Source organism: Enterobacter mori LMG 25706 (genome assembly GCF_000211415.1).
In the GTDB taxonomy this organism is placed as follows: domain Bacteria; phylum Pseudomonadota; class Gammaproteobacteria; order Enterobacterales; family Enterobacteriaceae; genus Enterobacter; species Enterobacter mori.
In genome coordinates, this window is sequence record NZ_GL890776.1 from 317744 (window position 1) to 331401 (window position 13658).

The 13658-nt window shown below is 58.6% G+C and carries 11 protein-coding genes; 7 read left to right on the forward strand and 4 right to left on the reverse strand.

All coding sequences use genetic code 11. The features are described from left to right. Positions 1-4 precede the first annotated feature (4 nt). From ENTMO_RS0111420 to paaZ, 4 genes are all read right to left on the reverse strand, one after another. Complete coding sequence (locus ENTMO_RS0111420; RefSeq protein ID WP_010430714.1) at positions 5-1111, reverse strand: GGDEF domain-containing protein; 1107 nt, start codon at positions 1109-1111, stop codon at positions 5-7. A gap of 72 nt (positions 1112-1183) precedes the next feature. Further along, on the reverse strand, positions 1184-3157 hold the full coding sequence (locus ENTMO_RS0111425; protein WP_010430717.1) for an alkyl/aryl-sulfatase: 1974 nt from the start codon (positions 3155-3157) through the stop codon (positions 1184-1186). Positions 3158-3277: 120 nt separating this feature from the next. After that, the gene (gene tynA, locus ENTMO_RS0111430) at positions 3278-5602 is read right to left on the reverse strand and encodes a primary-amine oxidase (protein ID WP_010430719.1); all 2325 of its coding nucleotides are present in this window, start codon (positions 5600-5602) and stop codon (positions 3278-3280) included. Positions 5603-6205: 603 nt separating this feature from the next. Next, positions 6206-8248 (reverse strand): phenylacetic acid degradation bifunctional protein PaaZ, encoded by a 2043-nt coding sequence (paaZ, locus tag ENTMO_RS0111435; protein ID WP_010430721.1) that lies wholly within the window; start codon positions 8246-8248, stop codon positions 6206-6208. Positions 8249-8533: 285 nt separating this feature from the next. On the opposite strand from paaZ, the gene paaA reads away from it, so the two are divergent. The 7 genes from paaA to paaG are packed head-to-tail and all read left to right on the forward strand — an operon-like array spanning position 8534 to position 13657. Then, entirely contained in the window at positions 8534-9463 is a 930-nt protein-coding gene (gene paaA / locus ENTMO_RS0111440; RefSeq protein WP_010430724.1) for a 1,2-phenylacetyl-CoA epoxidase subunit PaaA, read from the forward strand. A 12-nt stretch (positions 9464-9475) separates the two neighbouring features. Then, positions 9476-9763: a 1,2-phenylacetyl-CoA epoxidase subunit PaaB gene (gene paaB, locus ENTMO_RS0111445; RefSeq protein ID WP_003857353.1), complete on the forward strand. Its 288-nt coding sequence runs from the start codon at positions 9476-9478 to the stop codon at positions 9761-9763. A gap of 8 nt (positions 9764-9771) precedes the next feature. Continuing rightward, positions 9772-10518, forward strand: coding sequence for a 1,2-phenylacetyl-CoA epoxidase subunit PaaC (gene paaC, locus ENTMO_RS0111450; protein ID WP_010430737.1), 747 nt, complete (start codon positions 9772-9774; stop codon positions 10516-10518). A gap of 11 nt (positions 10519-10529) precedes the next feature. Then, positions 10530-11027: a 1,2-phenylacetyl-CoA epoxidase subunit PaaD gene (paaD, locus tag ENTMO_RS0111455; protein ID WP_010430740.1), complete on the forward strand. Its 498-nt coding sequence runs from the start codon at positions 10530-10532 to the stop codon at positions 11025-11027. A 7-nt stretch (positions 11028-11034) separates the two neighbouring features. Next, positions 11035-12105: a 1,2-phenylacetyl-CoA epoxidase subunit PaaE gene (paaE, locus tag ENTMO_RS0111460; protein WP_010430743.1), complete on the forward strand. Its 1071-nt coding sequence runs from the start codon at positions 11035-11037 to the stop codon at positions 12103-12105. Next, complete coding sequence (gene paaF / locus ENTMO_RS0111465; protein WP_010430746.1) at positions 12102-12869, forward strand: 2,3-dehydroadipyl-CoA hydratase PaaF; 768 nt, start codon at positions 12102-12104, stop codon at positions 12867-12869. Before paaE ends, paaF begins: the two co-directional genes overlap by 4 nt. Next, positions 12869-13657, forward strand: coding sequence for a 2-(1,2-epoxy-1,2-dihydrophenyl)acetyl-CoA isomerase PaaG (gene paaG, locus ENTMO_RS0111470; RefSeq protein ID WP_029485063.1), 789 nt, complete (start codon positions 12869-12871; stop codon positions 13655-13657). Before paaF ends, paaG begins: the two co-directional genes overlap by 1 nt. Position 13658: the final 1 nt, after the last annotated feature.

Here is a 13658-nt window from a genome sequence, read left to right on the forward strand (position 1 = left end):
CTATTTAAAGCGACCACCGATCCCGCCCGGCCTCTTTTGCCCGGTACAGCGCGGCATCGGCACGAGCGATGATCTCGGTGCCGGCCAGCCCCTCCGCCATGCTCGCAATCCCCATGCTTACGGTTACATGGTCGCTGACCGTAGAGGCGCCGTGCGGTATGGCTTCCGTACACAGGCCGTCCTGAATACGCAGGGCAACCTTTTCCGCGATGTTTGCCGGGCAGTTAAACAGGATCACCACAAACTCCTCGCCACCATAGCGTGACACCACATCGTCAGGGGTTCGCACCGATTTCTTTAGCACCTCAGCCACGCGTGTGAGGCATTCGTCACCCGCCTGATGGCCATAAGTATCGTTGTAGAGCTTGAAGTAATCGATATCCAGCATAATCACCGAGAAGGTTTTTTTCTGCTCTACCGCGTTTTCCAGCACCACTTCCATTTTCCGGCGATTAGCAGTTTTGGTTAATGGATCCTTATGCGCCAGCGCATCCAGTCTGGAGATCAGCAGCTGGTTTTGCTGGTTACGTCGCCAGGCCTCGTCAAACCAGCTCAACAGGATGAAACGCCCGCAGATCAGGATCAGCGTAAAGACGGTCCAGATAATAATGAAGTGAAGGTTGAGGCCATCGTTTCGTACCCAGCTTGCTATCGGCAGGGTGATCCAGAGCGGCAGCACAAAGGCGAGCAACCCTTTAGGGTAAAAATAGAGCGCCGTTAAGCCGGAGAGTAATAAAATGACGCACAGCGGCCAGACGTGCGGGAGCAGCAGATGGGTGATAAACCAGAAACAGGAGACCGACCAGATGGCACTACAAATAAACAACACCACACTGATACCGGCGATGCGCCGCCAGGCCATGAGGATCAGCGCAGCTGAGAGGAGGGTTATGCCCAGCATGGAGGCATCGACTATTTTCGTCAGCTGCGGTGAGTGGGGATAAAGGGGATCGCCGGCCTTAAGCAGAACGTGTCGCAGCAGAATCATCACCGCGAAGCTGATATTGACGAAGGCCAGCCATGGCAGGTTCATCGCCAGTCCATGCATGACCATGGCATGGCGCGTTGGCCAGGTTGCCCGTTCAAGTGTCGGTTTTTTTCTTTTTTCCATTAACGCTTTTTACCCTTTCTGGCGAACACGTGAAGCAGGAAAGGGCGGACGAGCCGCCCTTTTGCGTGACCGTTACGGTGTCACAATGTTAAACCAGAAATCAAATTTATCCATATATCCAAGCATTGAATCCAGTTTAGCGCCGTCACCGGTGAGTTTCACGTCGCCGCTCTGTTCGGCCTGTTTGAGCGTCACCTCTTTGAGGATAATTTTGTTCAGCGTGTCGCGGTTAAGGGTGAGAGTAGCGTCTGCGTCCTTCGCCTCCGCGTTTGCCGTGTGGTTCAGCACGCCGTTTTCCAGCTCGAGTTTGTATTTCCCGCCATCGCTGCCAAGATCAATGTTAAACACTGATTTGGCGTCACCTGCTTTTTGTCCGTTGATGTGAACGGCAAGGTAGTCAAAGAACATCTCCGGCGTCATCGCCCGCACCGTATCCGGGCTGGCGGTATTCGGCGTTGGACCTTTCACCACACCGTTACGCAATTCCTGCGCGCCGGTCAGATAGAAGTTACGCCACGGGCCGGATTCAGCCTGATAGCCAAGCTGTTCCAGCGCATCCGCTTCCAGGTTGCGCGCCGCCTGGTTGTTCGGATCGGCAAAGACCACTTTGCTCACTACCTGCGCCACCCAGCGGTAGTTACCCTGGTCGAAGTCGGTTTTCGCTTTGCTCAGGATGGCATCCGCGCCGCCCATATACTCCACGAATTTCTTCGCGCCTTCTTCTGGCGGCAGTTCATCCAGCGTCGCCGGGTTGCCGTCAAACCAGCCCAGATACAGCACATAGGTGGCTTTTACGTCATGGCTCACCGAGCCGTAATAGCCGCGGTTAGCCCAGGTATGCGCCAGTGAATCCGGGAGCTTGAAGTTAGCGGCGATCTCGTCGCGCGTCAGCCCTTCATTCGCCATACGCAGCGTCTGGTCGTTGATGTAACGATAGAGGTCACGCTGGCTTTTCAGCAGCTTAACCACGTTTTCATTACCCCAGGTCGGCCAGTGGTGTTGTGCCATGATGATTTCGGCTTTGTCACCCCAGCGTACAATCGCCTGGTTGATGTATTTCGACCACGGCAGCGGCTCGCGGATTTTGGCCCCGCGCAGCGAGTAGGTGTTGTGCAGGGTATGGGTCACGTCCTCAGCGGATTCAATCAGTTTCTTCTCTTCGATATACCAGAGCATCTCGGATGGCGCTTCGGAGCCCGGCGCGAGCATAAAATCGTATGTCAGGCCGTCGATGACCTCTTTCTGCCCATCTTTTTCGATGATGTTGGTCGGGGCAATCAGCGTCACCGTTCCGGCGGAGGTGGTCGTGCCCAGGCCCGCGCCCACCTGACCTTTGGCATCTGGCTTCAGCAGGTTGCCATACATATAGCTAGCGCGGCGGCTCATTACGTTACCCGCCATGATGTTCTCAGCAACGGCCGCTTCCATAAACCCGGCAGGCGCGTAGATTTTCACTTTGCCGGACTTCACGTCGGCTTCATCCACCACGCCGCGCACGCCGCCATAGTGGTCAACGTGGCTGTGGGTATAAATAATGGCGACGACCGGTTTTTTGCCGCGATTTTTAAAATAGAGATCCATCCCGACCTTCGCCGTTTCTGCCGACACCAGCGGGTCAACCACGGTAATACCTTCTTTCCCTTCAATGATGGTCATATTTGACAGGTCAAGATTTCGTATCTGATATACGCCATCGGTCACTTCAAACAGGCCGCTAATATTAATCAGCTGAGATTGACGCCATAAGCTGGGATTAACGGAGTCTGGTGCTTTATCGCCTTCTTTAATAAACGAATATTGCTGTGGATCCCAGATAACATTTCCTTGTTCCCCTTTGATAATGTCCTGAGGAAGAGGCGCAATAAAGCCTTTATGGGCGTCCGTGAAATCGGTATTGTCGGAGAAGGGAAGCTGATTAAACAGGGCGTTATTGGCTTGTTGCGTGGCGGCCGTGGCATCTTTCGGCGCTTCTGCGGCATACGCGGAACTGACGGAAATAAAAAGTCCAGCCAGAGCTAGACTCCTGACGATCAAATTGAATTTCATCCTAAAACCTCTCAATGATGTATTACGTCGCTTGTGGAAAGTTCGCGTCCTGGCAGAAAGTGATTCAAAAAATGAAATGAAAAAAAGGAGGTAGAAATAACTATAATCGGGGAGATGTATTCAGCAAGTAAATGGATGAAAAACCGGGCATTGCGCCCGGTACGTTATTTCTTTCTGTTCGTCTTTTTTCTTTCCGAGCGTTGGCGTCTCGTCGAAGAAGTTCCACGGTTTAAGTAGGGTATGCACCCATTCCGTCGGCATGATCGGCCACTCTTCCGCGCGGGCGACGTGGGTAGTCCCGGTGGTCATCCAGACCACGTCATCCTGGTCGTTGAGCGACTCGTTATCCTTGCTGTACTGCCCCAGCCCCGTATCGTGGATGGAGCGGTTCGGGAATTTGCCTTCCGGGTAAAGTTCATCCGGATGGTAGCGCGTCACCCACAGCTGTTTGTCCATAAAGCTCAGGCGATGGTAGATCCACTCGTCCGGGGCAAATTTCGCACCGCTTGCCACCGGGTGCGTACCGCCCGCGTAAGGGATAATCTGATACGAAACCGGGTTGCCCATGCGATTCTCTTTACTTGTGTTGCTCAGCAGCCGAATGGTGCCCGGGTCGAACTTCTGCGCGGCCTGCTGTTCGGTGTCAATGTCGTACTGATTCACCTGCATGGTGCTGGTGCGCGGGCCACCGGCGGTATTCGGCTTCACTTCCGGGTCCATCGCCACCAGCTTGTTGTTGATGCCGTCCACATCCATATCCAGGCGGAAGTTGTAGATGTGCTGGTGGGTGGTGCCGACGATGTTATGGTCGATCAGCGTGCCGTATTTTGTGTCGTCTTTGGCGGTGGCATCATGCATGGTTTTCGCCTGAACGCCTTTTACCGCCTCGATACCCGTTGCACCGGCGTCAATACCAATGGTGCCATTTTCATGGAACACCCAGTCGAAGATGTAATCGTAGTTGCCCACGGTACTTACCCAGCGTACCACCAGTTCACGACGTTCGGTGCTGACGTTCGGTTGGCCCATCTCCTGATGCTTATATTCCGGCCCCGCGTAGCGTTCGAAAATCGCAATCGCGCGCGGGATCTCCATCGGCGCACCGGTATAATCCGGGATGGTTTCATTGAGCATCACGCCGTTAGACGGCACGTCTTTACCGCGCACCAGCGGTGAGGTCAGGGTGCCCATACCGTAGTCGCCGGAGTCGAGATAGGCTTTAAAGTACCAGCCCACGTCCGGATCGCCGTAAGGGACGATCATGCCGCCGAGCGAACCCTGATACATCACCTGGCGTTTTTTGCCGTTGTCGTTATACGTAACGGTTGAAATCATCGGGCCCACGCGGGAGTCCAGGCTCAGGTGGAAATCCCAGTTCTGCCAGTGCACCATATCGCCGGTGATGGTGTAGTTCTTGCCTTCCGGCTCGACGATCTCCAGGGGTTTTTTCACCGTTTCTACCCGGTCGCGGCCGTCATACGGGCGCGGGGTGAGCGGAACCGGGATGACCGGGCCTTCTTCGATCTTCTGAATTTTCTTCTGTTCAAGATCAACAACCGCGACCAGGTTCTCAATCGGGTGCGCCCAGTAGTTGCCGTCGCCCACGTCCAGATAGCTCACCACCTTCAGCAGGCGATCTTCCTGCTTCAGACCGTCCTTGCCGTCGAAATAGCCGACGGTCAGCGGGGTGGTAATCACTTTCTTCGTATCGGTGATGCCGCGCTTTTTCAGCACTTCGGCAAACTCGGTGCTCTCGTTGATGATCTGCTGTACCGTGGCGAAGTCATCCAGCAGCACCATGCCGTGCGCGTCTTTTACCGGTTCCCAGCGCAGAATTTTTTTATCCTTCAGGCCCACCACGCTTTCGATAACGTGCTTGCCATCGAGCATGACGATCTTCGCCTGGCGAGGGGCATCGACTGCCGTGCCGTTGAGCACAAAGTCCCACACTTTGGCTTTCTCCGGCTCTGCAAGGGCGATCTGGGTAAAGCGGGTATTGGGTTTACAATCCGCCGAGGTTTTCACAATCTCAACGGCTTGCCTAATTTCGTCCGCCGTTAACGCGTTTAACGGGTGAGGGCGTTTTTCAACCTGGAAGGTCTGATCGAGGCCAGACTGGAAAACATCGTTGATGAAGGTCTCAGAGATAAAGGCTTTGTTGCCTTTCATCACCACCGGCACCTCAAGCTTGAGGGTTTTACCGTTGACGATGGCGGTTTTTGCGCCCGGTTTGACCTTCACAAAGGCACCGTCTTTCGCAATGGTGAACATCTGTGCGTAATCATCCCACTGAACGTCCGCGCCAAAGTCCTGCAGCGTTTTGTCCATTGGGACCATATGCGCCTCGCTGCCGTGGGCGAAAACAGGGGATTGCCAGGCGCAACACAGCGCAACGGCCATGGCCAGCGCCGTTCTACGGGCAGAAAAAGAAGAATTGCTTCCCATCGTAGACCTCATCTTGTTGTGTTTATTGTGTTGTGACAGCCTTATCCTGACAGGCCCATGAGAAAAGCGTTTGCCTGCATCTGCCAGGTTATTTGTTGGTCTTGCCAGGTTAAAAAAAGAGCGGGGATACATCACATGCCGGGCCATTTCCTCTCCCCACAAATGATGTCAGCACAGACGCCCCCCCTCTCCCTTGAGGGAGAGGGCTGGGGTGAGGGGGTACATACGGCTCTGGTGGTCATTCCGTTCACTTTATGTTCCTTGCTACTCTGTAACGGCATGGTCTGTGAACGTGCCAGGGTGGCTCAATCGCCACCACCCTGGCTACCCGGGCTCCCGGCGGTAAATCGCCGCTTCGCGGTGCCCTCAGCTTATTCCTTCAGGCTATCGGGTCGGGCATGAGCCTGCATCCCTGCAGGCCACGCCCTCTCGGCGCATCCCTGCGCCTCGCCCCGGCCTTACGGAAACGCCTCGGCGATTTACAGCCGGACCAGGGCATCGCTGTAAACCATTAATTTTCCTGAAGCAACATATATCGCTTTCGGTTAAAAAATTACTGGGATTCCTCTCCCATTGGGGAGAGGGTCAGGGTGAGGGGGAAACTTAGCTGAAATCGCCCCGCTGGCGCGCCACCAGCGTCAGAATGGAGTAGAGCGCCACGGCCTGCTGGTGCTGGTTGAAAATCTCAACGGACCATTCCACCACGCCGGTTGGTTTTTCCTCCGCGGTACGCTGTTTTTTCAGCGTTTTGCGTTTGCAGGTCAGACGCACCTGAATGGTGTCGCCCGGCTTAACCGGCTCGATAAAGCGCAGGTTTTCCATACCGTAGTTGGCAATCACCGGCCCGACGCCCGCGTCGACAAACAGTCCCGCCGCGGCGGAAATCAGGAAGTAGCCGTGCACCACGCGCTCGCCAAAGATCGACTCTGCCGCACCGATCTTATCCATATGGGCGTAGAAGTGGTCGCCGCTCAGGCAGGCAAAGTTCACAATGTCTGCTTCCGTGAGGGTGCGGCGCGGCGTCAGCAGACTGTCGCCCGGCTGTAGCTCTTCAAAGTATTTGCGGAACGGATGCACGCGATCTTCCTGCACCGTTGCGCCACGCACCCACTGTTTGCCAATGGCGGCCAGCATCGACGGGCTGCCCTGAATCGCGGTGCGCTGCAGGTAGTGCTTCACCGCACGCAGGCCGCCCAGCTCTTCGCCACCGCCCGCGCGGCCCGGGCCGCCGTGCACCAGCTGTGGCAGCGGGGATCCGTGGCCGGTAGACTCTTTTGATGATTCCTCGTTAAGGATCTGAATACGGCCGTGGGCGCGCGCCGCACCGGCAATAAACTGGCGTGCAATGTCCAGGTCTGCGGTGACCAGCGTACCCGCCAGGCTGCCGCCGCCCGCGCGGGCAAGCTGCATCGCGTGGTGTGCGTTGCGATACGGTATCAGCGTCGCAACCGGGCCGAAGGCTTCCGTCGCATGGACGGCAGGGGTTTCATCCGGCTGCGGGCAGAACAGCAGGGTCGGTGGGAAGAACGCCCCCGCGGCCTGCAAATCCGCATTGCCGCCCAGACGTATCTGGCAGCCTGCTACGATCAGCTGCTCCACTTTCTCCTGCACGTCCGCACGCTGTTCGGCGTTGACCAGCGCGCCCATCTTCACCCCTTCCTGCGCAGGGTCGCCCACCACCACCTTTTCCAGACGCGCAATCAGCGCCTGGCTCACGGCGTCAATCTGGTTTTGCGGGACGATAATCCGGCGGATAGCGGTACATTTCTGCCCGGCCTTGGCGGTCATCTCGCGCACCACTTCCCGGATGAACAGGGCAAATTCCGGCTGTTCCGGCGTGACGTCTTCCCCCAGCACGCAGCAGTTCAGGGAGTCCGCCTCCATGGTGAACGGAATGGAATTCGCCACAATATTCGGGTGCACGCGCAGGCTTTGCCCGGTGCTGGCGGAGCCGGTAAAGGTCACTACGTCCTGGCTGTCGAGCTGGTTCAGCAGGTCACCCGCGCCGCCGCAGATCAGGCTGATGGCGCCGTCCGGCACCAGTCCGCTCCCCACGATGGATTTCACCATCGCCTGCGTTACCTGTGCGGTAGCGGTAGCGGGTTTGATAATGGCGGGCATCCCGGCAAGCCAGGTCGGCGCCAGCTTTTCCAGCATCCCCCAGCAGGGGAAGTTAAAAGCGTTGATGTGCACCGCCACGCCGGATTTCGAGGTCAGGACGTGGCGTGCCGCAAAGCCGCCTTCTTTCGACAGCGGGATTAACTCATCTTCCGGCCACAGCGTGTCGTCCGGCAGCTCGCGGCTGCCCAGGCTTGCGTAGGTGAAGAGGGTGCCGATCCCCCCTTCAATATCGACCCAGCTGTCCGCCTTCGTCGCCCCCGTCTGGGCTGACAGGGCATAGAACGTCTCTTTCTCGCCAAGCAGGTGCTTTGCCACCGCCTTCAGCATGGCGGCCCGTTCGATAAAGGTCATCTCGTGAAGCGCTTCACCGCCGCGCTCAATCGCATAGCGACGGGCGTGCGCCATATCCAGCCCTTCGCTGGTCACGCTCCAAAGCGCTTCGCCACTGATGGCGTGATGAATAGTGCGTTCGCGGCCCCGACCAGACTGCCAGGTACCGGACACGAAGCTGGCTAACTGCTGCATCGCTTATCTCCAAATGTTTCGTGATTTCACTATTAATAGTTTGATCGTGAATCATAAAAATCAAGCTGTGTTTTTAATGAATTGTTAACGTTGTGATCTGGCTGGATGAATCGCATCGCTAAAAGCCGCCTGGCGCAAGGCTGTCAGTAAAAGCCTTGCGAGCGGCATCACAAAACCGGGAAACAATTCTTGGGGTTATATTTAACCTTTGTGTAACTTTTAAAAAACAAAGTGATTCAACATTACGCTTTAATTTGCAAACTAACGAATCATAAAGGTGATGACGTGACGCAAGAACAACGGTTTGAGCAGCGCATAGCGCAGGAGACGGCGATTGAGCCTCAGGACTGGATGCCTGACGCCTACCGTAAGACGTTGATCCGCCAGATTGGTCAGCATGCGCCCTCCGAAATTGTCGGCATGCCGCCCGAAGGGAACTGGATCACCCGCGCGCCGACGCTGCGCCGGAAAGCGATCCTGCTGGCGAAAGTGCAGGACGAAGCCGGGCACGGGCTCTACCTCTACAGCGCGGCGGAAACGCTGGGCTGCGCGCGGGAAGACATCTACCAGAAGATGCTCGACGGCAAGATGAAATACTCCTCCATCTTCAACTATCCGACCCTGAGCTGGGCCGACATCGGCGTGATCGGTTGGCTGGTGGACGGTGCCGCCATCGTCAACCAGGTGGCGCTGTGCCGCACCTCATACGGTCCGTATGCCCGGGCGATGGTGAAAATCTGTAAAGAAGAGAGCTTCCACCAGCGTCAGGGCTTTGAAGCCTGCATGGCGCTGGCGCAGGGGAGCGAGGCCCAGCGCCAGATGCTGCAGGACGCCATCAACCGCTTCTGGTGGCCGGCGCTGATGATGTTCGGGCCAAACGACGACAACTCGCCGAACAGCGCCCGCAGCCTGGCGTGGAAAATCAAGCGCTTCGGCAATGACGAGCTGCGCCAGCGCTTTGTCGACAACACGGTGCCGCAGGTTGAGATGCTGGGCATGACGGTGCCCGATCCCGACCTGCACTTTGATGACGAGAGCGGTCATTACCGCTTCGGCGAGATCGACTGGCAGGAGTTTGAAGAGGTCATTAACGGGCGCGGCATCTGCAACCACGAACGCCTGGCCGCGAAACGAAATGCCTGGGAAGACGGGGCGTGGGTGCGGGAAGCCGCGCTGGCGCACACCGAAAAACAGCGCGCCCGTCAGGCCGCATAAGAGGAAATAACCATGAGCAATGTCTACTGGCCGCTGTACGAAGTATTCGTACGCAGCAAACAAGGGTTGTCCCACCGTCACGTGGGCAGCCTGCATGCCGCCGACGACCGCATGGCGCTGGAAAATGCGCGCGATGCCTACACCCGCCGCAGCGAAGGGTGCTCTATCTGGGTGGTGAAGGCGAGCGAGATTGTTGCCTCTCAGCCCGAAGAGAGCGGCGAGTTCTTCGACCCGGCGGAAAGCAAGGTTTACCGCCACCCGACGTTTTACACCATCCCTGACGGCATCGAGCACATGTGAGGCAAAGAATGAATTCAGTGACTGCCTATGCCCTGCGTCTGGGCGACAACGGTCTGGTGCTCTCCCAGCGTCTGGGCGCCTGGTGCGGCCACGCGCCGGAGCTGGAAATAGACCTCGCGCTCGCCAATATCGGTCTCGATCTGCTGGGCCAGGCGCGCAATTTCCTGGCCTATGCCGCAGAGCTGGAAGGCCAGGGCGATGAAGACACCCTCGCGTTTGGTCGCGACGAGCGCCAGTTTCGCAACGTGCTGCTGGTGGAGCAGCCGAACGGCAGCTTCGCCGACACCCTTGCCCGCCAGTACCTGATGGATGCCTGGAACGTGGCGCTGTACGAACGGCTAACCCAAAGCCGCGACGGTCAGCTTGCCGCCATTGCCGCCAAAGCCATCAAAGAGGCGCGCTACCACCTGCGTTTCAGCCGCGGCTGGCTGGTGCGTCTGGGCGACGGGACCGAAACGTCCGCGCAAAAAATGCAGCAGGCCATCGACAGCCTGTGGCGTTTTACGGCCGAGCTGTTTGAGGCGGATGACGTTGAGCTGGAATTGATTGACGCCGCCGTGGCGGTTGACCCGCGCGGCCTGCGTCAGCCATGGGAAAGCGAAGTCTTTGCCGGTCTGAATGAAGCCTGCCTGCAGGTGCCCGAAGAGATGGCGTACCGCACCGGGGGCAAGCAGGGGCTGCACACCGAACATCTGGGCCCGATGCTGGCGGAAATGCAGTATCTCCAGCGCGCGTACCCCGGCCAGCAGTGGTAAAGGAGAACGCTATGCAACGCCTCGTCGACATCGCGCCTGCGCAAATTCCTCAGATCTGGTCGCTGTTAAGCCAGATCCCGGACCCGGAAGTGCCGGCGTTAACCATCACCGATTTAGGCATGGTGCGCAGCGTGAAGGCGCAGGGGGAAGGCTGGGTTATCGGCTTCACGCCCACTTACTCGGGCTGTCCGGCAACGGAACACCTGCTGGGGGCGATCCGCGACGCGATGACCGCGCACGGCTTTACCCCGGTGCACATTGTGCTCCAGCTTGAACCCGCCTGGACCACCGACTGGATGACCGCCGACGCGCGTGAGCGCCTGCGGGCGTACGGCATCAGTCCGCCCGTGGGGCATAGCTGTCACGTGCACGCACCTTTGGAGGTGAGCTGCCCGCGCTGCGCCAGCACCGACACCTCGCTTATCAGTGAATTTGGTTCGACGGCCTGCAAAGCGCTCTACCGCTGCAACACCTGCCGTGAGCCCTTCGACTATTTCAAATGCATTTGAGGCTGCCATGACAACGTTTCATTCATTAACAGTGGCAAAAGTGGAACCCGAAACCCGCGACGCGGTGACCATCACGTTCGCGGTGCCGCAGGCGCTGCAGGACGCCTACCGTTTCCGCCCCGGCCAGCACCTGACGTTAAAAACGAAGCTTGACGGGGACGAGCTGCGCCGCTGCTACTCCATCTGCCGGAGTACCGCCCCGGGTGAGATCAGCGTGGCGGTCAAAGCCATCGACGGCGGGCGTTTTTCCCGCTATGCCCGGGATGAGATCAAAGCGGGTATGGCGCTGGAGGTGATGGTTCCTCAGGGGCAGTTTGGCTACCAGCCGCGGGCCGAACGCGAAGGCCACTACCTGGCGATTGCAGCAGGCTCCGGGATCACCCCGATGTTGGCGATTATCTCTGCAACGCTTGCGACCGAACCGAACAGCCATTTCACCCTGATCTACGGCAACCGCAGCAGCCAGAGCATGATGTTCCGCCAGGCGCTGGCGGACCTGAAGGACAAATACCCGCAGCGGCTGCAGCTGGTCTCCATCTTCAGCCAGGAGCGGCTGGACAGCGACCTGCTCTACGGCCGCATCGACGGTGAAAAGCTGCAGGCGCTGGCGAAAACCCTGATCAACTTCCGCCAGTACGACGAGGCGTTTATCTGCGGCCCGTCGTCGATGATGGACGACGCCGAAACTGCGTTGAAAGCGCTGGGGATGCCGGACAAAGCGATTCACCTTGAGCGCTTTAACACCCCGGGAACCACCGCTAAACGCGCGGTGCACGTCCAGGCGGAAGGGCAGAAAGTGACCGTGCGCCAGGACGGACGCGACCGTGAAATCACCCTGACGGCGGAGGATGAAAGCATTCTTGATGCCGCCCTGCGTCAGGGAGCGGATCTCCCGTATGCCTGCAAGGGCGGCGTATGTGCCACCTGTAAATGCAGAGTGCTGCGCGGGAAGGTGGATATGGCGACCAACTACAGCCTGGAGCCGGACGAGCTGGCCGCCGGGTATGTGCTGAGCTGTCAGTCGATGCCGTTAACCGCCGACGTGATTGTCGACTTCGACGCGAAGGGGATGGCATGAGCGAATTGATTGTTACCCGTCATGGCCGCGTACTGCAGCTGACGCTCAACCGTCCGGCGGCGCGCAACGCCCTCAACAATGCGCTGTTGACGCAGCTTGCTGAGCAGCTTGAGGCCGCGGCTTCTGACATCGAGATTTCCGTCTGCGTGATTTACGGCAGCGAGCGCTGCTTTGCCGCCGGGGCCGATCTCAACGAAATGGCGGAGAAAGACCTGCCTGCCACCCTGAACGATATCCGTCCGCAGCTGTGGGCGCGAATCAACGTTTTTCCTAAACCGCTGATCGCCGCCGTGAACGGCTTCGCGCTGGGCGCGGGCTGCGAGCTGGCGCTGCTGTGCGACGTGGTGATTGCTGGCGATAACGCCCGTTTTGGCCTGCCGGAAATCACGCTGGGCATTATGCCCGGCGCGGGCGGCACCCAGCGTCTGATTCGCAGCGTCGGTAAATCGCTTGCCAGCAAAATGGTGCTGACCGGAGAGAGTATCTCCGCGCAGCAGGCGCTGAGTGCGGGGCTGGTGAGCGATGTGTTTCCAGCATCCCTTACGCTGGAGTATGCCCTGAAGCAGGCAGCGCTGATGGCGCGCCACTCTCCGCTGGCCCTGCAGGCGGCGAAACAGGCGCTGCGTCAGTCTCAGGAAGTGCCGCTGCAGGCCGGGCTGGCGCAGGAGCGTCAGCTGTTTGCGCTGCTTTCTGCCACCGAAGATCGCCGGGAAGGCATCGACGCCTTCTTACAAAAACGCACCCCCGACTTTAAAGGACGCTAATTGTGGAATGTATTCTCAGTCATGTTGAGCAGGGCGTAATGACCATTACGCTGAACCGTCCGGAGCGTCTGAACAGTTTTAACGACGTGATGCACCAGCAGCTTGCCGAGTGCCTGAAACAGGCCGAGCGTGATGACACCATCCGCTGTCTGCTGATCACCGGGGCGGGACGCGGCTTTTGTGCCGGTCAGGATCTGAACGACCGTAACGTCGACCCCAACGGCCCGGCGCCGGATCTGGGGATGTCCGTTGAAACCTTCTATAACCCGCTGGTGCGCCGCCTGGCAAAGCTGCCGAAGCCGGTCATTTGTGCCGTTAACGGCGTGGCGGCTGGCGCGGGGGCTACGCTGGCGCTCGGCTGCGACATGGTCATTGCCGCTCGTTCCGCCAACTTTGTGATGGCCTTCAGCAAGCTCGGCCTGGTGCCGGACTGCGGCGGCACCTGGCTGCTGCCGCGCGTGGCCGGACGCGCACGCGCCATGGGGCTGGCGCTGCTCGGCGACAAACTCAGCGCCGAACAGGCGCAGGCGTGGGGGATGATCTGGCAGGTGGTGGATGACGACCAGCTCTCCACCACGGCGCAGCAGATGGCGCTGCATTTTGCGTCTCAGCCCACCTTCGGGCTGGGGCTGATCAAGCAGGCGATCAATGCCGCAGAAACCAACACCCTCGACGCCCAGCTCGATCTGGAGCGCGACTATCAGCGCCTGGCCGGGCGCAGCGACGATTACCGCGAGGGCGTCAGCGCCTTCCTGGCGAAGCGCTCGCCGAACTTTACGGGGAAATAAG